A 23322-nucleotide genomic window follows, 5' to 3' on the forward strand; every position below is an offset into this window, starting at 1 on the left:
GGCAGCACGCATGATGGAGGGATGAGCGATGTGCTCGACCGTTTCACCCCGGCCACGCAGGACTGGTTCCGTGGTGCCTTCAGCGCGCCCACGCCCGCCCAGACCGGAGCCTGGGAGGCGATCTCCGCGGGCAAGCACGCGCTCGTCGTCGCGCCCACCGGCTCGGGCAAGACGCTGTCCGCGTTCCTGTGGGCGATCGACAGCGTCTTCCGCGAGCGCATGGCCGCACCCGAGGAGCCGAAGAAGGATTCCCCCCGCACCCGCATCCTCTACATCTCGCCGCTCAAGGCGCTCGGCGTCGACGTGGAGCGCAACCTCCGCTCGCCTCTGGTCGGCATCGGGCAGTCGGCGCGCCGGCTGGGCGTCGACGCCCCCGCCGTCACCGTCGGGGTCCGCTCCGGCGACACCACCTCCAGCGATCGCCGCAAGCTCGTCTCGGATCCGCCCGACATCCTGATCACGACGCCCGAGTCGCTCTACCTCATGCTCACGAGCCGCGCGGGCGAGACCCTGCGCGACGTGCACACCGTGATCATCGACGAGGTGCACGCCGTCGCAGCCACCAAGCGCGGAGCGCACCTCGCGGTCAGCCTGGAACGGCTCGACGCGCTGCGCTCCGCACACGCCCTTCGACAGGCGCAGGGACCCACCCTCGGACGGGCTGACGGGTCCGGTGCGGTCCCGCCCGCGCAGCGCATCGGGCTCTCGGCCACCGTGCGTCCGATCGACGAGGTGGCCCGGTTCCTCGGCGGCGCGGCTCCCGTGGAGATCGTCGCACCGCCGGCGTCCAAGACGTTCGAGCTCGGCGTCGTCGTGCCGATGGACGACATGACCAATCCCCCGCCGCCTCCCGGTGCCGCGTCTGGCGCGGGGGCCGAGCTCCGTGCGGAGGACGCCGAGTACACCGAGGTCACCGGATCGGTGTGGCCGCACGTGGAGGAGGCGATCGTCGACCGCATCCTGCAGAACAACTCGACGATCGTGTTCGCCAACTCCCGCCGGCTCGCCGAGAGGCTGACCGGACGACTGAACGAGATCTACTCCGAGCGGATCGGCGTGGCCCTGCCGGAGGCGACCGTGCCGGCGGCCATGATGGCGCAGGCCGGAGCGACCGCCGGTGCGGACCCGGTGCTGGCGAAGGCCCACCACGGCTCGGTCTCCAAGGAGCAGCGCGCCCAGGTGGAGGAGGAGCTGAAGTCGGGTGTGCTGCGCTGCGTCGTCGCGACCAGCAGCCTCGAGCTCGGCATCGACATGGGCGCGGTGGATCTGGTCATCCAGGTCGAGGCCCCGCCCTCGGCGGCCTCGGGTCTGCAGCGTGTGGGCCGCGCCGGTCACCAGGTGGGCGAGATCAGCCGTGCGGCTCTCTTCCCGAAGCATCGCGGCGACGTGCTGCACACCGCGATCGTCACCGAGCGGATGCTGGCCGGCAAGATCGAGGCCATCCAGGTGCCGCGCAATCCGCTCGACATCCTCGCGCAGCAGACCGTCGCTGCGAGCGCGCTCGGAGCGATCAGCGTCGAGGAGTGGTTCGAGACGGTCCGCCGCTCCGCCCCCTTCCAGGCGCTCCCCCGTTCGGCGTACGAGGCGACGCTCGACCTGCTGGCCGGACGCTTCCCCTCCGACGAGTTCGCGGAACTGCGCCCTCGACTCGTGTGGGACCGCGACGCCGGGACGCTGACGGGACGACCGGGCGCCCAGCGGATCGCGGTCACCAGCGGCGGCACGATCCCCGACCGCGGCCTGTTCGGGGTGTTCGTGGCCGGGGAGTCCACCGGAGCCCGCGTTGGCGAGCTCGACGAGGAGATGGTCTACGAGTCGCGGGTCGGCGACGTGTTCACGCTCGGTACCACGAGCTGGCGGATCGCGGAGATCACGCACGATCGCGTCAACGTGATCCCCGCCTACGGACAGCCGGGCAAGGTGCCGTTCTGGCACGGCGACGGCATCGGCCGACCGTTCGAGCTGGGCGAAGCGCTGGGCGCGTTCTCCCGCGAGGTGTCGTCCGCCGCCCCCGAGAAGGCGCAGCAGCGGCTGATCGACGCCGGTCTCGACGAGCAGGCGCGCGCGAACCTGATGGCCCATCTGACCGAGCAGCGCGAGGCGACGGGCACCCTGCCCACCGACCGCACCCTCACCGTCGAGCGCGGCCGCGACGAGGTCGGCGACTGGCGCGTCATCCTGCATTCCCCGTACGGCATGAAGGTGCACGCGCCGTGGGCACTGGCGATCAACGCCCGCGTCAGGGAGCGCCTCGGGGTCGAGGGCTCCGCGGTCGCGAGCGACGACGGCATCATCGTGCGCATCCCCGATGCCGAAGCCGAGCCTCCGGGTGCCGAGCTGTTCGTGTTCGATCCGGATGAGCTCGAGGTCCTGGTCACGCAGGAGGTGGGCGGGTCCGCGCTGTTCGCCTCGCGCTTCCGGGAGTGCGCCGCTCGCGCCCTGCTGATGCCGCGCATGAATCCGAACAAGCGCACGCCGCTGTGGCAGCAGCGTCAGCGATCGGCGCAGCTGCTCGAGGTCGCGCGGCGCCATCCCACCTTCCCGGTGATCCTGGAGACGCTGCGCGAGGTGCTGCAGGACGTCTACGACCTCCCCTCCCTCCGCACGCTCGCCACCTCGATCGCGGACCGCCGCATCCGCCTGATCGAGACCGAACCGGGCCAACCCTCGCCCTACGCGCGCGATCTGCTCTTCGGCTACGTCGGCGCGTTCATGTACGAGGGCGACTCGCCGCTCGCCGAACGCCGGGCGACGGCGCTGTCCGTCGACCCTGCCCTGCTGGGCGAGCTGCTCGGCACGGTCGAGCTGCGCGAACTGCTCGACCCCGACGTCATCGCGCAGTTCGAGCGCGAGGCGCAGCGGCTCGATCCCGACCGCCGCGCGCGCGGACTCGAGGGCGTGGCCGACCTGCTGCGGATGCTCGGCCCGCTCGACGCCGAGGAGGTCGCTGCGCGCCTCGACCCCGATTCGACCGACGGGGCGACGGCCGCTGCGCTGCTCGACCAGCTCATCGCGGCGCGCAGAGCCATCCCGGTGACGGTCGCCGGCGCGAGCCGTGTGGCCGCGATCGAAGACGCGGGTCGGCTGCGGGACGCGCTGGGCACAGCCCTCCCCACCGGCATCCCCGTCGCCTTCCTCGAACCCGTCGCGGATCCGCTCGGCGACCTGGTCGCCCGTCACGCGCGCACCCACGGCCCGTTCACGACGGATGCCGTCGCCGCCCGCTTCGGCCTCGGCGCCGCTGTCGCCCGACACACGCTGCAGAGACTCGAGACCGCCGGCCGCCTCACCAGCGGCTACTTCCTGCCGACGGCTGCCGGCAGCGGCGACGAACTCGAGTGGTGCGACAGCGAGGTGCTGCGCCGCCTCCGGATGCGCTCGCTCGCGGCGATCCGCGGGTCCGTGGAGCCGGTGTCGCCGGAGGCGTACGCGCGGTTCCTGCCGGACTGGCAGCACCTCGGGCGGCCGCTGGAAGGCGTCGACGGTGTGCTCACCGTGATCGAGCAGTTCGCCGGAGTGCCGATCCCGGCGAGCGCGTGGGAGTCGCTCGTCCTGCCGTCCCGGGTGCGCGACTACTCCCCGCGATGCTGGACGAGCTGACCTCGGCGGGCGAGGTGATCTGGTCCGGACACGGGACGCTCCCCGGGCGCGACGGCTGGGTGTCGCTGCACCCCGCCGACCTCGCCCCGTTCACGCTGCCCGAGCCCGAGGCCGAGATCGCGGTCGACTCCCTCGAGGCGCGGATCCTCCAGTCTCTGCAGATCGGCGGCGCGTACTTCGCCGCCCAGCTCAAGGAGATGACCGCGGCGGAGAACGAGCAGTCCGTGCTGGAGGCGCTGTGGTCGCTCACCTGGTCGGGGCACGTGACGAACGACACCTTCGCACCGATCCGCTCGCTGCTCGCCGGCGGGTCGCAGGCGCACAAGGTGAAGCGGAAGGCTCCGCGGGCCCGTACCTATCGCGGGATGTCCCTCACCCGCACCGCTCCCCGCCCCGCCTCGATCGGCGGACGCTGGTCGCTGCTGCCCGAGACCGAGAAGGACGCCTCGCGCCGCGCGACCGTCACCGCGGGGCTCCTGCTCGATCGCTACGGCGTCGTCACACGGGGCGCGGTGCAGGCCGAGGGCGTGCCCGGCGGTTTCGCCCAGGCGTACCGTGTGCTGGCCGGATTCGAGGAGGCCGGCCACTGCCGCCGCGGCTACGTGATCGAGAAGCTCGGCGCGGCCCAGTTCGCCGCCTCCGGCACGGTCGACCGGCTGCGCACCTACGCCGGCCTCGCCGACCCGCCGCCGCGCACGGCCGTGACGCTTGCGGCGACCGATCCCGCGAACCCGTACGGTGCCGCACTCGGCTGGCCCAAGCTCGAGGGGGTGTCGCACCGCCCTGGGCGCAAGGCCGGCGCCCTCGTCGTGCTCGTCGACGGCGCGCTCGTGCTCTCGCTCGAGCGCGGTGGCCGCACGGTGCTGTCGTTCAGCGACGACGGGGAGATGCTCCGCGCCGCAGCCGCCGACCTCGCGGCGACCGCCCGCAGCCGACGCCTCGACACCCTGACCGTCGAGAAGGTCAACGGCGAGGGCGTATACGGCACGGAGCTCGCGCTCGCGCTGCAGGAGGCCGGATTCGTGCAGACACCCCGCGGCTTCACGCTCCGCAAGGCGGTCTGAGCGTGCGCCTACGCTGGAGACCATGATCCGAGAGTTCGCGGCCGGCGTCCGCACCCTGCTGCGCGGATTCGGCCTGTGGCGCACGCGCCCCGGGCTCATGGCGCTCGGACTCATCCCCGCGATCATCGCGTTCCTCGTGCTGGCCGCCGCGATCGTGCCGCTGGTGTGGGGGATGCCGTCGGTCTCGGCCTGGCTCACCCCCTTCGCCGAGGGGTGGATCGAGCCGTGGCGCGGGCTGCTGCGCGCGGCCGTCGGCTTCGTGGTCGTGGCCGCCGCCCTGGCCCTCGCGGCGGTCGTCTTCAGCGCGCTGACCCTCACCATCGGCGACCCGTTCTACCAGCGCATCTGGCATGCGATCGAAGTCGACCTCGGCGACCCGCCCTCCGGCGACGGCGGCAGCTTCTGGACGACGCTGGGCGAGGGCCTGCGGCTGGTGCTGCAGGGTCTGCTGATCGCGGTCGTGGTGCTGCTGGTCGGACTCATCCCGGCCGTGGGCGGCTTCCTCGGGCCGATCGCCGGTGTCGTGCTCACCGGTCGACTGCTGGCGCGCGAGCTCACCGGTCGCGCCTTCGACGCCCGCGACCTCAGCCCGGCCGACCGCGCCGCCCTGTTCGCGGGGAATCGCGCCCGGGTGCTCGGCTTCGGCGTCGCGACGCAGCTGTGCTTCCTGATCCCCGGCGGGGCGGTCGTGATCATGCCCGTCGCCGTCGCGGGCAGCACAATGCTCGCTCGCCACATGCTCGGCCCTTCGACAAGCTCAGGGACCCAGGTAGGCGGCTCAGGGACCCAGGTAGGCGGCCCTTCGACAAGCTCAGGGACCCAACGTGGCGGCCCTTCGACAAGCTCAGGGGCCCAGGTCGGCGGCTCAGGGACCCAGGCAGGCGGCTCAGGGACCCAGGTAGGCGGCTCAGGGACCCAGCGGGGCGGCGCCGGTGCCTGAGGGCGATACCGTCTTCCGCACCGCACGGCGGCTCGACGAGGCTCTGACGGGCGCCGAGGTCACCCGCTTCGATCTGCGGGTGCCCCGTTTCGCGACACTCGATCTGACCGGGCAGACCGTGCACGGAGTCATCCCGCGCGGCAAGCACCTGCTGATGCGGATCGGCGAGAGCACCGTTCATTCGCATCTGCGCATGGACGGGGCGTGGTTCGTCTACCGCGCAGGTGAGAGATGGAAGCACCCCGCGTTCAAGGTCCGTGCCATCGTCGGCACGGCCGACCGGGAGGCGGTCGGCGTCGACATCGCCGAGGTCGAGGTCGTCCCCACCCGGGAGGAGGACCAGCTCGTCGGATACCTCGGCCCTGACCCGCTCGCGGCGGACTGGGATCCCGCGGAGGCGGCGCGACGCGTCAGCGCCGACACCCGCAGCATCCACGTCGCCCTCCTGGACCAGCGCAACGTGGCCGGCTTCGGCAACGAGTATGCGGCTGAGCTCTTGTTCCTCCGCGGGATCCTGCCCACCACGCCGGCGCCACAGGTCGACGTGGCCGCCCTGCTCGATCTCGGTGTCCGCACGATCCGCGCCAACCGCGACCGCCGTCACCGCACCTTCACCGGCGTCGACCGCCCTGGTCAGGGCACCTGGGTGTACGGTCGCGCCGGGCGCCCCTGCCGCCGCTGCGGCACGCTCATCCGCCGCGGAGAGCAGGGCGCCGATCCGACGCGCGAGCGCATCACGTTCTGGTGTCCGGTCTGCCAGCGCTGACCGCATTCATCCGAGGGAATGAATCTCCCCCTCCCATGGTTGTTGATATATCCGGAGAACTCCGGAACACGGGAGGAATCGTGGGCAAGAACTACGTCGACATCGAGAACGACCAGGGCGCGACGCTGCGGTACCGCAAGCACGCGAACGGCCGGGGTCTCGTCGCGCATGGCGCGAAGGTGCACCCGAAGGCGCACATCGAGGCGGGTGCCTATATCGAACCGGGCGCGCGCGTCGGCGCCGGTGCGACCATCGCACGCGGCGCGTGGATCGACGAGGACGCCGTGGTCGGCGAGGGCGCGTTCGTCGACGCCCACGCGCACATCGGCCAGGGTGCCGCCGTCGGAGACCACGCCTACGTCGGAGTCCGCACCGACATCGGGGCGGGAGCGCGCATCGTCCGTGGCGCACGGATCGGCGACGACGAGACCGTCGCCGCGGGACTCACGGTCGCGACCAACCAGAAGGGCCTTTGGCTCGCGGCCTGACGTCCGCCCCTCGAAGGGCTAGAGCAGTCGCCGCTCCGAGGCCCACGCCGTGAGCTCATGGCGTGAGGACAGCTGCAGCTTGCGCAGGACGGACGACACGTGCGTCTCGACCGTCTTGATCGAGATGAAAAGCTCCGCAGCGACCTCCTTGTACGCATAACCGCGAGCGATGAGGCGCATGACCTCCTGCTCGCGCGCGGACAGACGATCGAGCTCGTCGGTGGCGGTCGCGGTTTCGCCCGCGACGGCTCCGAACGCGTCGAGCACGAAACCGGCGAGCCGCGGCGAGAAGACGGCGTCTCCGTCGGCGACGGCGTGCACAGCTCTGCTCACCTCGGCGCCCGACGAGCCCTTCGTGATGTAGCCCCGCGCGCCGGCGCGGATGACCCGGACGACATCCGCCGCGGCGTCCGACACGCTCAGCGCGAGGAACCGCGTCGCCGAGGGCTGACAGCCGCGGATCACGCTCTCCCCGCCCGCAGCGTCGTCGCCGTTGCCGCCGGGCAGGTGCACGTCCAGCAGCACGACGTCCGGCTGCGTCTCGCCGATCACGGCGATCGCCGACGGCACGTCCGCCGCCTCGCCCACCACGTCGACGCTCGCATCGAGGTCGGCGCGCAGCCCCGAGCGGAAGATGGAGTGGTCGTCGACGATCACGACCCGGATGCTGTCAGCCACGACTCTCCTCCCGCACACTGGTCGGCCGCGATGCAGGCCTGTCGTGCGGCGTTCCCGTCGTGATGCTCAGATGCACCTCGGTGCCGTGCTCGTCGCTGCGGACGGAGCCGGTGCCGCCGGCGCGCCGCATGCGTCCGATGATCGACTCCCGCACCCCGAGACGGTCGCTCGGCACGTCGTCGAGCTCGAACCCGGCGCCGCGGTCGCGGATGAACACGTCCACCCCGGCGGCGCTGCCCTCGATGTAGACGGAGATCTCGCCACCCGCGTGCCGTGCCGCGTTCAGGATCGCCTCGCGCGCCGCCGCCGCGAGCTCGCCGCTGGCGCGCTCGGCGGAGAGTCCGGCCGAGACCACGTCGATCCGCACCGGATAGTCGAGCTCCAGCGACCCGGCGTAGTCGCGCAGATCCGTCGGCAGGTCGCTGTCGGCGGGAGCATCGCCGTCGTAGAGCCACGCGCGCAGCTCGCGCTCCTGCGCTCTGGCCAGTCGCGCGGCCTCGCTGGAGGCGCCGGCCCTGTTCTGGATCAGCGCCAGGGTCTGCAGCACCGAGTCGTGCAGGTGGGCGGCCATCTGGCTGCGCTGCTCCTCGCGGATACGGCGGATCCTCTCTCCGGACAGTTCGCGCCAGCGCGGGATCAGCGTCGACGCCAGGACGGCAGCGAGTCCGACCAGCGGAACCAGCACGAGCGCCACACCGGAACCGGCGACGGGCCACGACAGCAGCACCGCGAACAGCAGGGCGAGCAGCCCGACCGCGAGGATGCGGACCGTGAGGGTGTGCCGCGGACCGCGTGCGGTGTCGGTGCGATCGATGAGCGTCGCCCAGAGACCGGCGCCTGTCGCGAAGGCGACCGTGCCGCCCACGACCACGGCGGCGGGTCCTGCGGGGATCGTGCCGCTCAGCCAGTCGCTGCCGCCGCGCCACACCAGCACGACCAGTGTCCCGACCGCGGCGGGCACCAGAAGCAGCCACGCGACCGGCATCCGTCGTGTCGGAGCCGACTCCCCGTCCGTCCAGGGCATGAAGGCCCAGCACCACGCATACAGGAGCACGCCGGCTCCCCCGCACAGCGTCAGAGCGAGGAACAGCGCCCGCACCATCCACACCGGGGCGTCGAGGTGACGGGCGAGCCCCGCAGCGACCCCGGCGACCAGGCACGCCCGATCGCGGGTCAGCGGCGGGCGCGGGGGCGCTGCCACGCGCGGAGGTCGCGCCGGAGCGTGCACCGAAGAGGACATGTCGCCATCCAATCATCCGCACGTCCGCTCCGGGTGCTCCCCTGCCCGGAATCAGGGGGCGCTCAGGGGTTTCCCCCATGGCAGCGCACCGAGGGCGACGGCCAGGATCGAAGCATGACGATTCCCACTGCGCCCCCGCCACCCGCCGATCATGCCGACGCGGCTCCCGGCACCACGGGGCGGCCCATCCCGCGCGGCGCGGATCGCTTCCTCCTCTGGGTCGCCGGCCTCGGCGTCGCCCGTTCCGAGGGGTGGCTGGGCGGCGTGGCCGCCGGCATCGCCGCGCGTCTGCGCATCGACCCCCTGATCGTGCGCGGCGTGCTCGTCGTCGCCGCGCTCTTCGGACTGCCCGTCATCTTCCTCTACGCCGCGGCCTGGGCCCTGCTCCCGGATCTCGACGGACGGGTCCACCTCCGCGACCTGCTGCGGCGCGACTACCAGCCGGTGCAGTGGGGCATCCTCGCGATGGCCGTGATCGGCCTGTTCCCGACCGCTCCGCTCACCGGGCGTCTCTTCGGCCTCGGCTACGACGGGTGGTCGAGCCTGGCGCTGCTCGGCTGGATCGTCGGACTCGTGCTCGTCGCCTCCCTGCTCTTCCTGATCGTGCGTGCTGCCAGCCGCACGCCGGGTGCTTCCGCGCCGGATCTGCCGATGGCTTCCGCAGATCAGGCGGCCCCGGCCGCGTCCGCCCCTCTCGACGATTCGGGCGTCGAGAGGGCGGACGCCACTCTCCCCGACGCCGCGCTCCCCGACGAGACCGCCGTCTCGCCCGAGGCCGAGACCGCCTTCCTTCCCCCGGCCCCGCCCGCACCGCTGCCGCCCGGGTCGCAGGACCCTGCGGCACTCGAAGCCTGGCGCGCCCAGCACGCCGCCTGGAAGGAGCAGGATCAGGCGTGGCGGCGTCAGCAGCAGGACGCGGAGCGCGCCGCGCGGGAACAGCTGCGCCGCGAGCGTCAGGCCGAAGCCGCCGTCTTCGCCGCCGAAGCGGCCGAGCGCCGACGCATCCGCCGAGCGTCGAACCCGCGCGCAGGATTCGCCTTCGTGGCCACGTTCCTCGGGCTCGCGATCATCACGGGGTCCGCCGTCGGTCTCGCCACCGGGGGCGACACGCTCGGCGGAGCCCTGGGTCTGTTCTCCGCCGCCCTGATCCTCGCGCTGGGGATGATCGTCGCCGGGGCGTTCCGTCGACGGAGCGGGTATCTGGCCTTCGTCACGGTGGTCACGTTGATCGGAGGGCTCGTGGCCGGAGGGTTCGCGGCCTTCCCCGGGCTCACCCTGGCGAACTCCGTCGTGATGGGGAACGAGACCCCGGCGCACGTCCGCCAGCCCTTCGGAGACGCGTACCTCACCCTCAACCCGTATGAGGGCGACCCGCGGCCGATCGTCATCGACAAGGGCTCAGGCAACACCTTCATCGCCGTGCTGCCGGGCGTCGAGCTCGATCTGCGCGCCACCGTGCGCACGACCATCGTCACCTGGAACCTCACGGATCCCGAGACCGGCGAGATCCGCGATTACGGCATCTGGTCGCCCGCCGAGACCGGGGGCGGGACGGTCGTCCGGAAGCGGATCGCCGCGGAGGGCGGCTCTCCCGCGACGGTGCAGCCCGTCACGATCGACCAGGGCAGCGGGACGATCTCCGTCACCATCTACGAGACCGAGAAGGAGGAGCTGCGATGAGCACTCCGACGATCACCGAGACCGCCACCGAGACGATCACCCCGCCCCGCACCCGCTGGGCCGCCATCATCTGGGGGCTCCTGTTCGCCGCCGTCGCCGGCACGGCCCTCTGGATCCTCTCCGACACCGAACGGCGTGAGGCCGTCGCGGACGGGCTGTTGGGGCTGACACCCGCGACCGTCGTGACGATCGTGCTGCTGAGCGTCGGCGTGCTGCTGCTCGTCAGCGGCGCGGCCGGACTCGTGCGCCGGGAGCAGCGGAAGCTCGCGGAATCCGCGACCGCCACGCACCCCGAGGCTTCCGTCCCCCTCGCCGAGTAGCCTTGATCGCATGGCGAATCAGGGAAGACGGCCCGCGAAGCGTGCAGGCAGGGGATCGCCCGTGCGCCGGAACAAGGCCGCTCCCGCCGAGAGGTATCCGCCGCAGAAGCCGAAGAAGAAGACCGGCTCCGTCGTGTTCGACGCCCCGCAGCCCGAGCCGGAGGCACCGCGCACCTTCCGTCTCGGTGCGGTTCCGGGCGCGACGCCGGGCCGATGGATCGACGCCTGGAAGCAGCGGATGCCGCACGTGCCGCTCGATCTCGTCCCGGTCGATCCCGCGACGCAGCGCTCCGCCCTCGACGAGGTCGATGCGGCGCTCGTGCGACTGCCGCTCGCCGACGACTCCCTCCACATCATCCCGCTGTACGACGAGGTCCCGGTCGTCGTGGCGGCGGCCGATTCGCATCTGATGGCCGCCGAGGAGCTCACCGCCGCGGATCTGGAGGGCGAGGTGCTGATCGGGCTGACGGACGACGTGCTCGGCCCGCTCGACCTGCCGGGGACCACGGCCGCGCGCTTCGCCCCGCTCTCCACCGAGGACGCGATCGCGACGGCCGCCTCGGGGACCGGGATCGTGATCGTCCCGATGTCCCTCGCCCGGTTGCATCACCGCAAGGATGCCGACCACCGCGTCCTCGCCGGCGGCCCCGTGTCGACCGTCGCCCTCGCCTGGCCACGTGAGCGCACCACGCCGGATGTGGAGACGTTCGTGGGCATCGTGCGCGGGCGCACCGCGAACTCCTCCCGGTGACCGCGCGGGCGAGGGCGGTCGCGCTCGTTAGAATCTCCTGATGGCCTCGCTTCTCTACGTCTGCGTGCGACCCGAGATCGGGGCGGCGGATGCCGAGCACGCCTCGTTCCGGCGAGCGCTCGGCGCGGACGTGGTCGACCGGCTGAACCTGCTCGAGGAGCCGCTCGACGTCGCACGCCTGCAGGGCTACCGCGGTGTCGTGGTCGGCGGTTCGCCGTTCAACGTGTCCGACGCGGTGAAGTCCGCCGAGCAGCTGCGCGTGGAGGCCGACCTCGCAGACCTCGCCCGCGCGGCGATCGCCGGCGACGTGGCGGTGTTCTTCACCTGCTTCAGCATCGGCGTCGTGACCCGCATGCTCGGCGGCGAGGTCGTGACCGACACCCCCGAGGCCGCGAGCGCCACCATCATCGACGTCACCCCCGCGGCGGCCACGGACCCCGTCTTCGGCCCCAGCGGCCCGGCGCTGACGGTGTTCACGGCCCACAAGGAGAGCGCGGCAGCGGTCCCGCCCGGCGCGGTGCTGCTCGCGACGAACACCGCCTGCCCCGTGCAGGCCTACCGCGTGGGGACCCACCTGTACGCCGCGCAGTTCCACCCTGAGCCCACGCCCCGGGACTTCGCCGACCGGATGACGTTCTACCGCACCACCGGCTACTTCGACCCGGACGAGTTCGACGCGGTGCAGCAGCAGGTGCTCGCGGCATCCGTGACCGAGGGCGCCGCGCTGCTCCGCCGGTTCGCGGAGACCTTCGCCGGCGCTCAGCCCGCGGCGGAGTCGAGCAGCAGCGACACGCGCTCGCGCAGGTAGGCCTCCAGGGGCATGAACCCGCCTGCGGTGCTCCAGCGCACGGACGGCACACCGTCGACGACCGCGAGCGGGCCGGAGGAGCCACCGGCATCCACGGCGTCCACATCGATGACGCTCCACCCCACGTGCACCACCTCGCCGGCGTCGAAGCCTCCCCGCAGAGCCTCCGCGCGGCGCTCGGCGCGCTCCCGCGCGGATTCGGCGGTGTAGCCGCGGCGTCCGGGGTCGGCGGCGCGCAGCACCTCCGCCGTGGCCAGGGCGTGCGTCGGAGTGAGCAGGAGCACCCCGAGGTGCCAGGCCTCGCCGACACGGACGATGCGGCGGCCGCGCCAGCGCGAGTCCCGCTGCTCGCCGAGGCCCTCCTTCGGGGCGTCGGCGAGTTCCCGGACGGCGCCGGTGAGCAGCGCCGACGCCGTCGTCACAGCTCTCCCTGCGTCGATGCGGACGCCCGTCGCGGCCCGGCGACCTCGGCGCGATCGCCGCGCAGCGTCATGCCGATCAGCGGATACAGCAGCACCGACAGCATCCCGGCCCCCACCAGGGCAGCCGCCGTGCCGGTGTCGAGCATGTCCTGATCGACGCCGATCGCGGTGACGGCCACGATGATCGGCAGACCCGTCGCAGCGAGCAGCCCCAGCGCCGCCCGCTCGCGGACGCTCGCCCCGGCGGGTGCGGACAGCTGCGCCGCGGAGCCGCGGATCACCAGCAGCGCGATCAGGAAGACCGGCACCAGCGCCATCGCCACCGGCGACGCCAGGAGCGCCTGCAGGTCGAAGGTGACGCCCGTGTACAGGAAGAAGATCGGCACGAGGAAGCCGAACGCGATCGCCTCGATCTTGCTCGCGACCTCCTCCGCGTCCTTCTGCGGCGCACGGGCCATGATGATGCGCCAGATCGCCCCGGCGACGAAGGCGCCCAGCAGCATGTCGAGGTCGAGCATCACGCTCAGGCCAACGAGCGCGGCGATCAAGAGGATCACGAAGCGCACCCCGAACTGGTCGGAGGTGTGCAGCGTCGCCTGGACGATCCGATGCAGCCGGCCGTGCGGCACGCGGTGCGCGAGCAGGATCGCGAGCCCGGCCAGGACCACGAAGGTCAGCAGGACGACCGTGGCGATCGGCGTGGTCCGCGTGCTGAGGAAGATCGAGATCGCGATCAGAGGCAGGAACTCCCCCACCGCCCCGATCGTGCTGATCGCTCGGCCGAAGGGCGTGTCCAGCTCCCGCGCGTCGCGCAGGATCGGCATCAGGGTGCCCAGCGCGGTGGAGCTGAGCGCGATCCCGATCACGACCATCCCCTCGCCTGGTGCGAAGAAGAAGCCGAGCCCGATGCCCAGCAGGACGCTCAGCAGCCAGCCCAGCGATGCGCGGGCGAGGGGCTTTCCCGACACCTGCCGGAAGTCGATCTCGGTGCCGGCGACGAAGAACAGCAGTGCCAGTCCGAAGTCGCTCAGCTTCTCCAGCAGCGGGCCCGGCTCGACCCAGCCGAGCACCGCCGGCCCGACGAGGATCCCGAGCACCAGCTCGAACACGACGATCGGCACCCGCACCACCGGGCGGACCCCGCGCGCGAGCAGAGGGGCCGCGACCGCCAGCAGCGGGATCAGCACCAGTCCGAGGTCGCTCGCTTCCACCGTCTCAGGGTAGCGACTCGGCGCCCGCGATTCGCCCGTCCGCCGCATCCACGGCAGAATCGATGCACACCCTGGAGGAGCACCCATGTCCCAGCCCGATACCGCCCGCCTGCTGATCGCCTGCGACGATCAGCCCGGCATCGTCGCCGCCGTGGCCGGAGTGCTCGCCCAGCACGGTGCGAACATCATCTCGCTCGACCAGCACTCGACCGACTCCGAGGGCGGTCGCTTCTTCCAGCGCACCGTGATCCACCTCGACGGGCTGGCGGCCGCACGCCCCGCGCTGGAGGCCGACATCGCGGCGGTCGCCGAGCGCTTCGGCATGGAGTGGTCGCTGCACGACGTCGCCCGCCGCAAGCGCGTCGCGATCTTCGTGTCGAAGTACGACCACTGCCTGATGGAGCTGCTGTGGCGCACCCAGCGCGGACAGCTCGACATCGACATCACCATGGTCGTCTCCAACCACCCCGACCTAGCCGACGCCGTCCGCGGATTCGGTGTGCCGTTCGTGCACATCCCCTCCGGCGACAAGGCCGTCATGGAGGAGCGTCAGCTCGAGCTGCTGCGCGGCAACGTCGACCTGGTCGTGCTCGCCCGCTACATGCAGATCCTCACGGACGACTTCATCACCCGCCTCGAGGCGCCCGTGATCAACATCCACCACTCGTTCCTGCCGGCCTTCATCGGCGCGAACCCCTACGCGCGTGCCAAGGATCGCGGCGTCAAGCTCATCGGCGCGACCGCCCACTACGCGACGGCGGACCTCGACGAGGGACCGATCATCGAGCAGGACGTCACGCGCGTGACCCACTCCGAATCCGCGGCGGAGCTCCAGAGCCGCGGCGCCGATGTCGAACGCCTGGTGCTCGCCCGCGCCGTGCAGTGGCACGCCGAGGACCGCGTCATCGTGCACGGCCGCTCCACGGTCATCCTCTAGCCCCGCCGGTCAGGGGTGCGGGAGGCCGCGGGAGAGCTCGGCGAAGACCTCGGCGGCGGTGTCGTGGCGGGCGAGCGGGGCGGCCTGTCCCATCCACAGCGACTGCAGCTCCCCGAGGTTCTGCTGCCCCGCGGGGGTGCGGAAGCGTCCGGTGAGCCAGTTCTGCATCGGGAACGGCGCGATCGTGCCGCTCGCCTCGATCGCCCGGACGACGCGGTTGCGTGCGCCGCGGGCCAGGCGTCCGCTCAGGGCGCGTGTGAGCACGGTCTCGTCGGCGGCGGTCGACCGGATCGCCTCACGGTGCGCGTCGTTCGCAGCGGATTCCGCGGCGGCGAGGAAGGCCGTCCCGACCTGCACTCCGGATGCTCCCAGGGCGAACGCGGCGGACACTCCTCGCCGGTCGCCGATGCCTCCTGCGGCGATGACGGGCACGTCGACCGCATCGGCCACCTGCGGGATGAGGGCGAAGGTGCCGACCAGCGATTCCTCGGCCGGACGCAGGAAGGAGACCCGGTGCCCTCCGGCTTCGGCGCCGGTCGCGACGACCGCATCGACGCCGGCCTCGGCGAGCGCGATCGCCTCCGCCACCGTGGTGGCTGTCCCGATGATCCGGATGCCGCGACGGCGCGCCTCGTCCACCACCTCGGCGGAGGGCACGCCGAACACGACGCTGAGCACCGCGGGGACGACCTCCCAGATCGCGTCGAGCTGCTCGTCGAGCGGAGGGATGTACCGCTCAGGTCTCGCGGGTACGCCGACGCCCACCGCTTCGTAGAACGGCTGCAGCGCCTGCGCGAACACGGAGTGCTGCGGGTTCGGGGCGACCTCGTCGCCGCGGGGCAGCCAGATGTTCACGGCGAACGGGCGGTCGGTCGCGGCGCGCAGTTCGGCCCCGATCTCGCGGATGCGGTCCCCGTCGCAGCCGTACAGCCCGAAGGAGCCGAGCCCGCCCGACTCGCTCACCGCCGCGGTGAGGGCGATGGAGGACAGCCCGCCGAACGGGCCGAGGATGATCGGATGCTCGATCCCGAGCAGGGTGCGGAGGTCGCTCATGCCTCGACGTTACGCCCGCGGCGTACCATCAGGGCCGATCGGGCGGGCGGACTCCCCTGACCACGGTGCTACTCTCGCAGCAGGGAGGAGCGCGCATGAGCGAGTGGTTCGGGCAGATGCTGAGCTTCGTCGCGACCGCGCTCGGCCTGGTGTCGATGCCCGACGCCGCAGCGCTCGGTCTCGCGATCGCGCTGCTCGCCGTCACGGCCCTCACGCTCGCCATCGTGCTGAGCGTGACCCCGGGGTCGTCCTCCGACTCGCCGCACCCGCTGCGGGCGATCGATGTCGGGGTGCTCCTCACGCAGAGCGATCCGGATGCGGCGGGGCACCCCCGTCCGCGAGCCCCGGGAGTCGCGACCGCCGCGTAGTCCGTTCGCACGGGATCGCGCGGCTTTCGCCGACCCTTCCCGCCGCTACGAACGGACCCTCTCTTGGACATCTTCGCCTTCCCTCCTCTCGCCGCGCTCCTGAACGCCGCCTACGGCGCGCTCGCCGGCCTCTCCGACCTCCTCACTCCCCTGGCCGGCGCATCCGCCGCGGCCCTCGCCGTCGTCCTCGTCACACTGCTGGTGCGCGCGCTGCTCATCCCGGTCGGCATCTCCCAGGCCAGGGCAGAGCAGACCAGGACGCGCCTCGCGCCGAGGCTGCGCGAGCTGCAGCGCCGCCACAAGAAGAACCCCGAGCGCCTGCAGAAGGAGATGCTCGAGCTGTACCGCAGCGAGAACACGTCGCCGTTCGCGGGGATGCTGCCCGTGCTCGCGCAGGCGCCCGTGGTCGGCATCCTGTACACGCTGTTCCTGCGCCCGGAGATCGCCGGACATCCCAACGAGCTGCTCACGCACGACCTGTTCGGCGCGCCGCTCGGGACGAGCCTCGTCTCCGCGCTGTTCGGCGGCACGGCGACGCCGGCCACCTTCGTGGTGTTCGGCGCGCTGCTGGCCGTGATGATCGCCGCGGCCGAGGTCACCCGCCGCGTGTTCCGTCCCGTGCCGGTGGAGGGCGACGACTCTCCGATGAACTCGCCGGCGATGCTGCGAGTGGCCTCGGCCCTGCACTCCCTCACGGCGGTGTTCGCCGCGTTCGTGCCGCTGGCCGCGGCGCTGTACCTGACGGTGACGGTCGTGTGGACGCTCGTGCAGCGCGTGATCCTGCGACGTCGGTACCCGCTCCCCGTGCCCGCCGCGGTCCGGGTCTGAGCGTGGGGCGATTCGATCCGCGCGCCGAGGAGCCGCCCCCAGGGCGAGGGTTCAGTCGGGGAGCGGGATCGGGGCGGTGAAGGGTCCGGCGGGACCGTCACGGCGGTCCCGCCGGACACCCAGCGTGGTTCCCACGCTCGCGGCGATCACGAGGGCGACGGCCAGCATCCGCAGCGGGGTCGCGTCCTGCCCGAGGATGAGCCACCCGGCGAGGGTGGCGAACGCGGGTTCGAGGCTCAGCAGCACGCCGAACACGCGCTGCGGAAGCCGGCGCAGCGCCGCGAGCTCGAAGCTGTAGGGGATGACGGACGACAGCACGGCCGTGATCGCCGCGAGGAGCAGGAGCTGCGGATCCGCCGCGACGGTCGCCGCGGCGGGGATCCCGACCGGGATGAGCAGCACGGCGGCGACGAGGAGTCCCATCGCCAGGCCGCCGCTGCCGGGGATCAGCGCTCCGACGCGCGCGCTCATCCGGATGTACATGACCCAGAACCCGGCGGCGACGAGGATGAAGACCACCCCGAGGGGGTCGAGCGGCTCCGCCCCGATCAGGCCGTCGACGCCGAGGACGACCATTCCGAGGAGGGCGACGCCCACCCAGGCGGCGTCCGCGAGCCGGCGGGTGAGCACGGCGGCGAGCACGAGCGGGCCGAGGAACTCGATCGCCACGGCAGGGCCGAGCGGGATGCGGTCGATCGCGGCGTAGAAGAACCCGTTCATCGCGGCGAGCGAGACGCCGAACAGTACGGCGGCGACCCACTGCGGGCGGGTCCATCGTCGGGGCCGCGGACGCACGATCAGCACGAGCAGCAGGGCCGCGATCGCGACGCGCAACGACGTCACACCCCAGGGCCCGAGCACGGGGAACAGCTGCGCCGCCACGGCCGCTCCGAACGGAAGCGACAGGCACGATCCGACGACGAGCGCCACCCCGACGAGGGTGCCGGATGCCGCGGGTCTGTGCACCAGACAAGCTTAGGCGCGCGCTCCGGGTCGGCGGAGCGCGCGCCGGGGCTCAGAGGGCCTTGCCGCCCGTGACGGCGATCACCGTACCGGACACGTAGGAGGACTCGGCGGAGGCGAGGTAGACGTACGCGCCCGCGAGCTCAGCCGGCTGGCCCGCGCGGCCCAGCGGGGTGTCCTGTCCGAAGGTCGCGAGCCGCTCCGGTCCCCACCCGGTCGCCGGGATGAGAGGCGTCCAGATCGGTCCGGGGGCGACGGCGTTGACCCGGATGCCACGCGGGCCGGCCTCCTCCGCGAGGGCCTTCACGAACGCGATCTGCGCCGCCTTGGTCATGGCGTAGTCGATGAGCCCCGGCGAGGGCTGCGATGACTGGATGGACGAGGTGACGATGATGCTCGAACCCGGTTCGAGGTCGGGGTACGCCGCCCGCGCCGAGAACAGCAGTCCCGCGAGGTTCGTGTCGAACACGCGACGCATCTTCTCGGTCGAGAGGTTCTCGAAGCCGTCGATGTCGTGCTGATAGGCGGCGTTGAGCACGAGCACGTCCAGCCCGCCCAGCACCCGACGCGCTTCGAAGACGGCGTCCGTGGCGAAGGCCTCCTCGCGGAGGTCCCCGGCGATGCTCACGCCCGTCCGTCCGGCCTCGCGGACCAGGGCCAGGGTGTCCTCGGCGTCGTCCTGCTCCTCCGGCATGTGCGCGATCGCGACATCCGCTCCCTCGCGGGCGAAGGCGATCGCCACCGCTCTACCGATGCCGGAGTCGCCGCCCGTGATGAGCGCCCGTCGCCCTTCCAGGCGACCGTGCCCGACGTACGAGGATTCCCCGTGGTCGGGCTCCGGCGTCGTCTGCTCGGTCAGTCCCGGCTGGTCCTGGTGCTGCGCGGGGAAGCCGTCCTCCCGGTGCGCGTGTCGCGGGTCGGAGGTGTCCGGGGAGGCCTGGGTGTTCTCGGGGCCGGGGGTGGTGTCCGTCATTTCCGCTCCTCGTCTCGATGTGTGCGCCGTCGGTCGGATGCACCGATGCGCCGCGTGTGTTAGAGCATGCCCGCCGTCGTCGAGCGTCGGCAGGGGGTTGACAGCCCCGTAGGCGAGACCGCCCCGTCGGGTCAATCCCCTCCGGACGCCGGCGGCCCGGTCGTAGCGTGGAGGGGACGACAGGAGGAGACCATGAGCGATGTCACGATCTTCGCACCGTCGCCGACGCTGACGGTCACCGTGGAGGATCACCCGCAGGGTGCGGAGATCCATGTCCACGCGGGCGGCCAGGGCGTCTGGCAGGCGCGGATGCTGCGCCGACTCGGCGTCACGGTGACCATGTGCTGCGTGCTGACCGGCGAGGTGGGCCGCGTGCTGCGGCACCTGCTCGAGGACGACGAAGGCCTCACGGTCGTGGCCGTGGAGCGCGACGGCCGGGGCTCGGCGTATGTGCACGACCGCCGCGAGGGGCGCAGGGTCGCCGTCGCCGAGGAGGAGGGCGATGCTCTCGGACGGCACGTGCTCGACGACCTCTACGGAGCCGTGCTGCGCACCGGGACCGACTCTCGCGTCGTCATCCTGAGCGGGCCGGCCGGCGACGACGCCCTTCCCGCCGACATATACCGTCGCCTCGCCCTCGACCTGCGCGGCGATGACCGGATCGTCGTCGCCGATCTGTCGGGCGAACGGCTCGCCGCCGTGCTGGAGGGCCACGCCGACGTCATCAAGGTCAGCCACGAGGAGCTGATCGCCGACGGCCTGGCCGCCGACTCCTCGGTCGAGGCGCTCGCACAGGCGATGCGGGAGCTGCGCGACCGCGGAGCTCGCACGGTGATCGTGACCAGGGCCGGGGAATCCCTGCTCCTGCTCGACGACGAGGGACTGGTCGAGGTCTCCCTTCCCCGGCTCGAGGAGAAGGAGCACCGCGGGGCGGGCGACTCGCTGACGGCCGGCGTCGTGGCGGGCCTGGCCCGGGGCGACACGGCCCGCGAGGCCATCACTCTCGGCGCAGCGGCGGGCGCGGTCAACGTCACCCGGCACGGTCTGGGCACCGGCGACCCCGATGCGATCCTGCGCCTCCGGGAAGGCGTCGCCGTGCGCGAGCTCGACGACGCGGGGAGCCGACCGGCGGGACGCGTCAGCCCGGACGGCCTGGCCGCGCTCGCCGAACCGGCGGACGAGGTGCCGACCGAGAAGGAACCGGCAGACGAGGAGGAGACCCGATGACGCGCGCACTCATCACGAACGACGACGGCATCGACGCCCCCGGGCTCGCCGCTCTGGCTCGATCCGCCGTCGCCGCCGGCCTCGACATCGTGATCGCCGCCCCGGTGCGGCAGTCGAGCGGGGCGAGCGCCTCGATCATCGCGGCGGAGGAGGGCGGCCGGGTGGCCGTCGACACCCGGACGCTGCCTGGTCTGGAGGACGTGGCGGCCTACGCCGTGCACGGCGGCCCCGGGCTGATCGCGCTCATCGCCGCCCGCGGTGCGTTCGGGGGCGCAGTGGATCTCGTCCTCTCCGGCGTGAACCACGGCGCGAACGTCGGGCGCGCGATCCTGCATTCGGGCACCGTGGGCGCCGCCCTGACGGGTGGTCTCAACGGCGCACGCGGGATGGCGGTGTCGCTCGACGTGGGCATGCACCCCGAGGTCTTCGAGTGGGACGCCGCGGCTGAGGCCGCGATGCGCCTGCTGCCGGCGCTCCGGGAATCGGCGGAGGGCACGGTGATCAACGTGAACGTCCCCAACGTCGCCGTGGTGCGAGGCATCAGGGAGGCGACCCTGGCTCCGTTCGGGATCGTCCAGACCACGATGGCCGAAGCCGAGGAGCACTACATCCGGCTCGCGGTCGAGGAGCTCCCGAACACTCCGGAGGCGGGCAGCGACGCGGCTCTCCTCGCCGAGGGCTGGGTCACGGTGACCGGCATCGACTCGATCACGGCGCGCCCGTTCCCGGTCGGGGAGACCGCGGACGCGGACTAGAGCGGCGGGGTGACCGGGACGTCTCCGCCCGGCTCCTCCCCGCCTCCGCCGGCTCCGGCACGACGTAGAGGCCGCTGGGCGCGTTGGCGGTGAACGCGAGAGCCTCGATCCAGGCGCGGTTGATCGAGGGCTGGCGGCTGCCGAAGTACTTGAACACGAGCGAGCTGCCCGGCTGGATCCAGACGGTGGTGCGCCCGCCCCCGACGCTCGCGTCCTCGCGCCAGCTGAACGGGAACGGCTCTCCACGTCGCAGCTTCGCGGTGATCACGAGCTGGAGGTGCGTGAGAGCGCGGTCCTCGATCTCGGTCTTCACGCCGCCCTCGTAGATGAACTTGCCCATCGCGAAAGTGTCTCCTTGTTCAGTCCTGCACCACTCCGACGCGGTCTGTCGGAATCGTCCCTCTGTGCGTAGCGTAGGCCCATGGGCATGCTCTACTACCACAATTCGGAGAACCCGATCCAGATCGAGGATCTGACTCTGGCCCACCTCAAGGTGGTCATCGCGACCAAGCTGCGGAGGAACGAGAGTTTCACTTTATCCTGGCGACACCCGGAGGGAGACCCGGTCGGTCGGTCCACGATCTGGCTGCATCCCTCGATCCCGCTCCGCTTCGTGTTCGAGGACCCGGTCGTGCCGGAGCTGCGGCCGGAGTGGATCAACGCGATGGCCAACTCCGCGAACTCCAGCGGCGGCATCACGCTGCTCACCGCCGACATGATCGGCAGCGGCGAGTACCACGAGGGGCACAGCACGGAGCAGGACGGCACGGGCGCCTGAAGTCAACCCCCTCGGGGCCCCTCGGGGCCGCCTCTAGAGTGGGAACCCCGACGCCGAGGAGGGCACTGCCATGACCGAACGAAACATCGACGACCGCCCCGACGAGGGCTACACGCCGGGAACCACGCACGCCGAGTACGGTGCGGGCAACCCCCGGCTGCGCATCACGAACGGCGAGGACCGCACCGAGTTCGCGATCGAGACCGAGTCGGTCCGCATCGGGTCCGCCGAGGGCAACGAACTGCGCATCGCCGGGATCGACCCGGTGCACGCCGAGATCGTCCATGACGAGCGTGACGAGTACGTGGTGACCCTGCACGGCGAGGGTGAGATGAACTCGAACCCCGGCGCCGACGCCACGCATCCCGGCGAGCGCACCGAGACGCTGCGCACCGGATCGCGCTTCACCGCGGGTCCGTGGGAGTTCGTGTTCGCCCGCGACGAGTTCGCCGACCACGGGCGCCCCTATGGCGGCCGCCTCGGTGGCGAGTTCTCCGACCAGCCCCTGCAGCCGCCGCGCCCCGACTACGCCGACGACGCCGCTGCTCAGTCGGATTCGACCGACGATTCGTGATGGGGCGCGCCCACCGGTTTCGACTCGGATGAGCCGCGCTGGCGGAGGTAGATGGAGAAGGCGACCATCGTGCCGACCGCGAGGAACTCGGACTGCCAGTTCTGCAGTGTGCGGTTCCAGAAGTCGGCTGAGCCGATGTACTCGAGCCAGGTGAGAGCGGGCGCGGCGTGCATCGCGTTCTCCTCGTTCATGACGACGAGGCCGCCGAGCGACTGCGCGAGCCACGACAGCAGGAACACCGTGCCCATCACGATCAGGAGCGAGTTGCCGTAGAGGGCGCTCCGCCATCCTCCGATGCGCGCCCACAGCGGGGAGTCCGGACGAGCGTGCCGGCCGACGAGTTGGTCGGCGTCGCTGCCCGGTCCCTCATCCCCCGGCTTCTTCGACTCCGGGGAGCCCCGCTGGATGAACCAGATGGTCGCGGCGATGAACAGGAAGAACTGCAGGAACTCCGACTGCCAGTTCTCCGCCACATCCACCAGGAAATCGGATGACCAGACGAACGACCAGAAATCGATCGGCGGGCGCCCGTGATCGAGGAGTTCCTCGTTGTTCATCTGGTAGCCGGCGATCGACTGGCCGACCAGGGCCAGCACGAAGATCGCCAGGAAGAACAGGCTGAGTCCGTTGTCGCGGATGCGATCGCGCATGATCAGCGTCCCAGGAGGGGGATCGCGATCATGACGGCGAGGCCGACCGCGAGGATCCCCGCCCAGACCCAGAACATGACCCGCATTCCCGCGGTCTCTCCCCCTTGTGCCATGACCGTCTCCCTCCTGTCCCGTGCGACCGAGCGCGCCCGACCTCCGGGTGCTCGCGGCGTCCATCCGCTCAGGATCATGGTGCGAACGCGGACGAGCCGCGAGGGGCTTGACGGCAGGGTTTGTCAATCCCCCTG

General features: G+C 72.0%; 23 protein-coding genes and 1 pseudogene. 15 read left to right on the top strand and 9 right to left on the bottom strand.

Going from position 1 to position 23322, the window contains the following annotated elements; translation table 11 throughout:
• Positions 1 to 21 precede the first annotated feature (21 nt).
• The 4 genes and pseudogenes from CSX12_RS15240 (at position 22) to CSX12_RS15255 (ending at position 6858) form a co-directional block, all read left to right on the top strand.
• Positions 22 to 4664, top strand: a pseudogene (locus CSX12_RS15240) (ATP-dependent helicase).
• Positions 4665 to 4686: 22 nt separating this feature from the next.
• Complete coding sequence (locus tag CSX12_RS15245) at positions 4687 to 5604, top strand: EI24 domain-containing protein (protein WP_124896337.1); 918 nt, start codon at positions 4687 to 4689, stop codon at positions 5602 to 5604.
• Positions 5597 to 6370, top strand: a complete 774-nt coding sequence (locus CSX12_RS15250; RefSeq protein WP_124896338.1) for a DNA-formamidopyrimidine glycosylase family protein — start codon at positions 5597 to 5599, stop codon at positions 6368 to 6370. Before CSX12_RS15245 ends, CSX12_RS15250 begins: the two co-directional genes overlap by 8 nt.
• Positions 6371 to 6450: 80 nt before the next feature.
• The gene (locus CSX12_RS15255) at positions 6451 to 6858 is read left to right on the top strand and encodes a DapH/DapD/GlmU-related protein (RefSeq protein WP_017201665.1); all 408 of its coding nucleotides are present in this window, start codon (positions 6451 to 6453) and stop codon (positions 6856 to 6858) included.
• Between the two features lie 18 nt (positions 6859 to 6876).
• Here the strand turns inward: CSX12_RS15255 and CSX12_RS15260 are convergent, their stop codons facing one another.
• Both CSX12_RS15260 and CSX12_RS15265 read right to left on the bottom strand, forming a co-directional pair.
• Positions 6877 to 7536: a response regulator transcription factor gene (locus tag CSX12_RS15260; protein WP_124896339.1), complete on the bottom strand. Its 660-nt coding sequence runs from the start codon at positions 7534 to 7536 to the stop codon at positions 6877 to 6879.
• The gene (locus CSX12_RS15265; RefSeq protein ID WP_241160480.1) at positions 7529 to 8776 is read right to left on the bottom strand and encodes an ATP-binding protein; all 1248 of its coding nucleotides are present in this window, start codon (positions 8774 to 8776) and stop codon (positions 7529 to 7531) included. Before CSX12_RS15265 ends, CSX12_RS15260 begins: the two co-directional genes overlap by 8 nt.
• 114 nt (positions 8777 to 8890) lie before the next feature.
• Between CSX12_RS15265 and CSX12_RS15270 the strand changes: the two genes are divergently transcribed.
• From CSX12_RS15270 to CSX12_RS15285, 4 genes are all read left to right on the top strand, one after another.
• Entirely contained in the window at positions 8891 to 10456 is a 1566-nt protein-coding gene (locus tag CSX12_RS15270; protein WP_124896340.1) for a PspC domain-containing protein, read from the top strand.
• Positions 10453 to 10776: a hypothetical protein gene (locus tag CSX12_RS15275; protein WP_124896341.1), complete on the top strand. Its 324-nt coding sequence runs from the start codon at positions 10453 to 10455 to the stop codon at positions 10774 to 10776. The genes CSX12_RS15270 and CSX12_RS15275 overlap by 4 nt, the downstream gene beginning before the upstream one ends.
• Positions 10777 to 10837: 61 nt before the next feature.
• Entirely contained in the window at positions 10838 to 11527 is a 690-nt protein-coding gene (locus tag CSX12_RS15280) for a substrate-binding domain-containing protein (RefSeq protein ID WP_124896342.1), read from the top strand.
• 40 nt (positions 11528 to 11567) lie between these two features.
• Complete coding sequence (locus CSX12_RS15285) at positions 11568 to 12335, top strand: GMP synthase (protein ID WP_124896343.1); 768 nt, start codon at positions 11568 to 11570, stop codon at positions 12333 to 12335.
• Here the strand turns inward: CSX12_RS15285 and CSX12_RS15290 are convergent.
• Together CSX12_RS15290 and CSX12_RS15295 are read right to left on the bottom strand one after the other, a co-directional pair.
• A complete protein-coding gene (locus tag CSX12_RS15290; RefSeq protein ID WP_124896344.1) occupies positions 12287 to 12757 on the bottom strand; it encodes a glutaminase in 471 nt (156 codons plus the stop codon). The genes CSX12_RS15285 and CSX12_RS15290 overlap by 49 nt on opposite strands.
• Positions 12754 to 13968, bottom strand: coding sequence for a cation:proton antiporter (locus CSX12_RS15295; RefSeq protein WP_124896345.1), 1215 nt, complete (start codon positions 13966 to 13968; stop codon positions 12754 to 12756). The genes CSX12_RS15290 and CSX12_RS15295 overlap by 4 nt, the downstream gene beginning before the upstream one ends.
• An 85-nt stretch (positions 13969 to 14053) precedes the next feature.
• Here CSX12_RS15295 and purU point away from each other — a divergent pair, with 85 nt between their 5' ends.
• Complete coding sequence (gene purU / locus CSX12_RS15300) at positions 14054 to 14905, top strand: formyltetrahydrofolate deformylase (protein WP_124896346.1); 852 nt, start codon at positions 14054 to 14056, stop codon at positions 14903 to 14905.
• Positions 14906 to 14914: 9 nt separating this feature from the next.
• Here purU and CSX12_RS15305 read toward each other — a convergent pair whose 3' ends face one another.
• Complete coding sequence (locus CSX12_RS15305) at positions 14915 to 15958, bottom strand: nitronate monooxygenase (protein WP_124896347.1); 1044 nt, start codon at positions 15956 to 15958, stop codon at positions 14915 to 14917.
• A gap of 95 nt (positions 15959 to 16053) precedes the next feature.
• On the opposite strand from CSX12_RS15305, the gene CSX12_RS15310 reads away from it, so the two are divergent.
• Together CSX12_RS15310 and yidC are read left to right on the top strand one after the other, a co-directional pair.
• Positions 16054 to 16326, top strand: coding sequence for a DUF6412 domain-containing protein (locus CSX12_RS15310; protein ID WP_017201676.1), 273 nt, complete (start codon positions 16054 to 16056; stop codon positions 16324 to 16326).
• Between the two features lie 63 nt (positions 16327 to 16389).
• Positions 16390 to 17154: a membrane protein insertase YidC gene (gene yidC / locus CSX12_RS15315; protein ID WP_124896348.1), complete on the top strand. Its 765-nt coding sequence runs from the start codon at positions 16390 to 16392 to the stop codon at positions 17152 to 17154.
• A gap of 51 nt (positions 17155 to 17205) precedes the next feature.
• Here the strand turns inward: yidC and CSX12_RS15320 are convergent, their stop codons facing one another.
• Together CSX12_RS15320 and CSX12_RS15325 are read right to left on the bottom strand one after the other, a co-directional pair.
• Positions 17206 to 18120 (bottom strand): EamA family transporter, encoded by a 915-nt coding sequence (locus tag CSX12_RS15320; RefSeq protein ID WP_017201679.1) that lies wholly within the window; start codon positions 18118 to 18120, stop codon positions 17206 to 17208.
• A 49-nt stretch (positions 18121 to 18169) separates the two neighbouring features.
• Positions 18170 to 19090 carry an SDR family oxidoreductase gene (locus CSX12_RS15325; protein ID WP_017201680.1) on the bottom strand — a complete coding sequence of 307 codons (921 nt, stop codon included), beginning with the start codon at positions 19088 to 19090 and terminating at the stop codon, positions 18170 to 18172.
• A gap of 192 nt (positions 19091 to 19282) precedes the next feature.
• On the opposite strand from CSX12_RS15325, the gene CSX12_RS15330 reads away from it, so the two are divergent.
• Both CSX12_RS15330 and CSX12_RS15335 read left to right on the top strand, forming a co-directional pair.
• Positions 19283 to 20317, top strand: a complete 1035-nt coding sequence (locus CSX12_RS15330) for a PfkB family carbohydrate kinase (RefSeq protein WP_124896349.1) — start codon at positions 19283 to 19285, stop codon at positions 20315 to 20317.
• The gene (locus CSX12_RS15335; RefSeq protein ID WP_124896350.1) at positions 20314 to 21072 is read left to right on the top strand and encodes a 5'/3'-nucleotidase SurE; all 759 of its coding nucleotides are present in this window, start codon (positions 20314 to 20316) and stop codon (positions 21070 to 21072) included. The genes CSX12_RS15330 and CSX12_RS15335 overlap by 4 nt, the downstream gene beginning before the upstream one ends.
• Here CSX12_RS15335 and CSX12_RS15340 read toward each other — a convergent pair.
• Positions 21026 to 21412 carry an ATP-dependent DNA ligase gene (locus tag CSX12_RS15340; protein WP_241160481.1) on the bottom strand — a complete coding sequence of 129 codons (387 nt, stop codon included), beginning with the start codon at positions 21410 to 21412 and terminating at the stop codon, positions 21026 to 21028. The genes CSX12_RS15335 and CSX12_RS15340 overlap by 47 nt on opposite strands.
• A gap of 81 nt (positions 21413 to 21493) precedes the next feature.
• On the opposite strand from CSX12_RS15340, the gene CSX12_RS15345 reads away from it, so the two are divergent.
• Complete coding sequence (locus CSX12_RS15345; protein WP_017201684.1) at positions 21494 to 21850, top strand: hypothetical protein; 357 nt, start codon at positions 21494 to 21496, stop codon at positions 21848 to 21850.
• A gap of 70 nt (positions 21851 to 21920) precedes the next feature.
• The gene (locus tag CSX12_RS15350; protein ID WP_017201685.1) at positions 21921 to 22424 is read left to right on the top strand and encodes an FHA domain-containing protein; all 504 of its coding nucleotides are present in this window, start codon (positions 21921 to 21923) and stop codon (positions 22422 to 22424) included.
• Here CSX12_RS15350 and CSX12_RS15355 read toward each other — a convergent pair.
• On the bottom strand, positions 22397 to 23074 hold the full coding sequence (locus tag CSX12_RS15355; protein ID WP_017201686.1) for a DUF6766 family protein: 678 nt from the start codon (positions 23072 to 23074) through the stop codon (positions 22397 to 22399). The two genes, CSX12_RS15350 and CSX12_RS15355, sit on opposite strands and share 28 nt — an antisense overlap.
• Positions 23075 to 23322 lie beyond the last annotated feature (248 nt).

It is taken from the genome of Microbacterium sp. Y-01 (assembly GCF_003856715.1).
Taxonomy (GTDB): domain Bacteria; phylum Actinomycetota; class Actinomycetes; order Actinomycetales; family Microbacteriaceae; genus Microbacterium; species Microbacterium algeriense.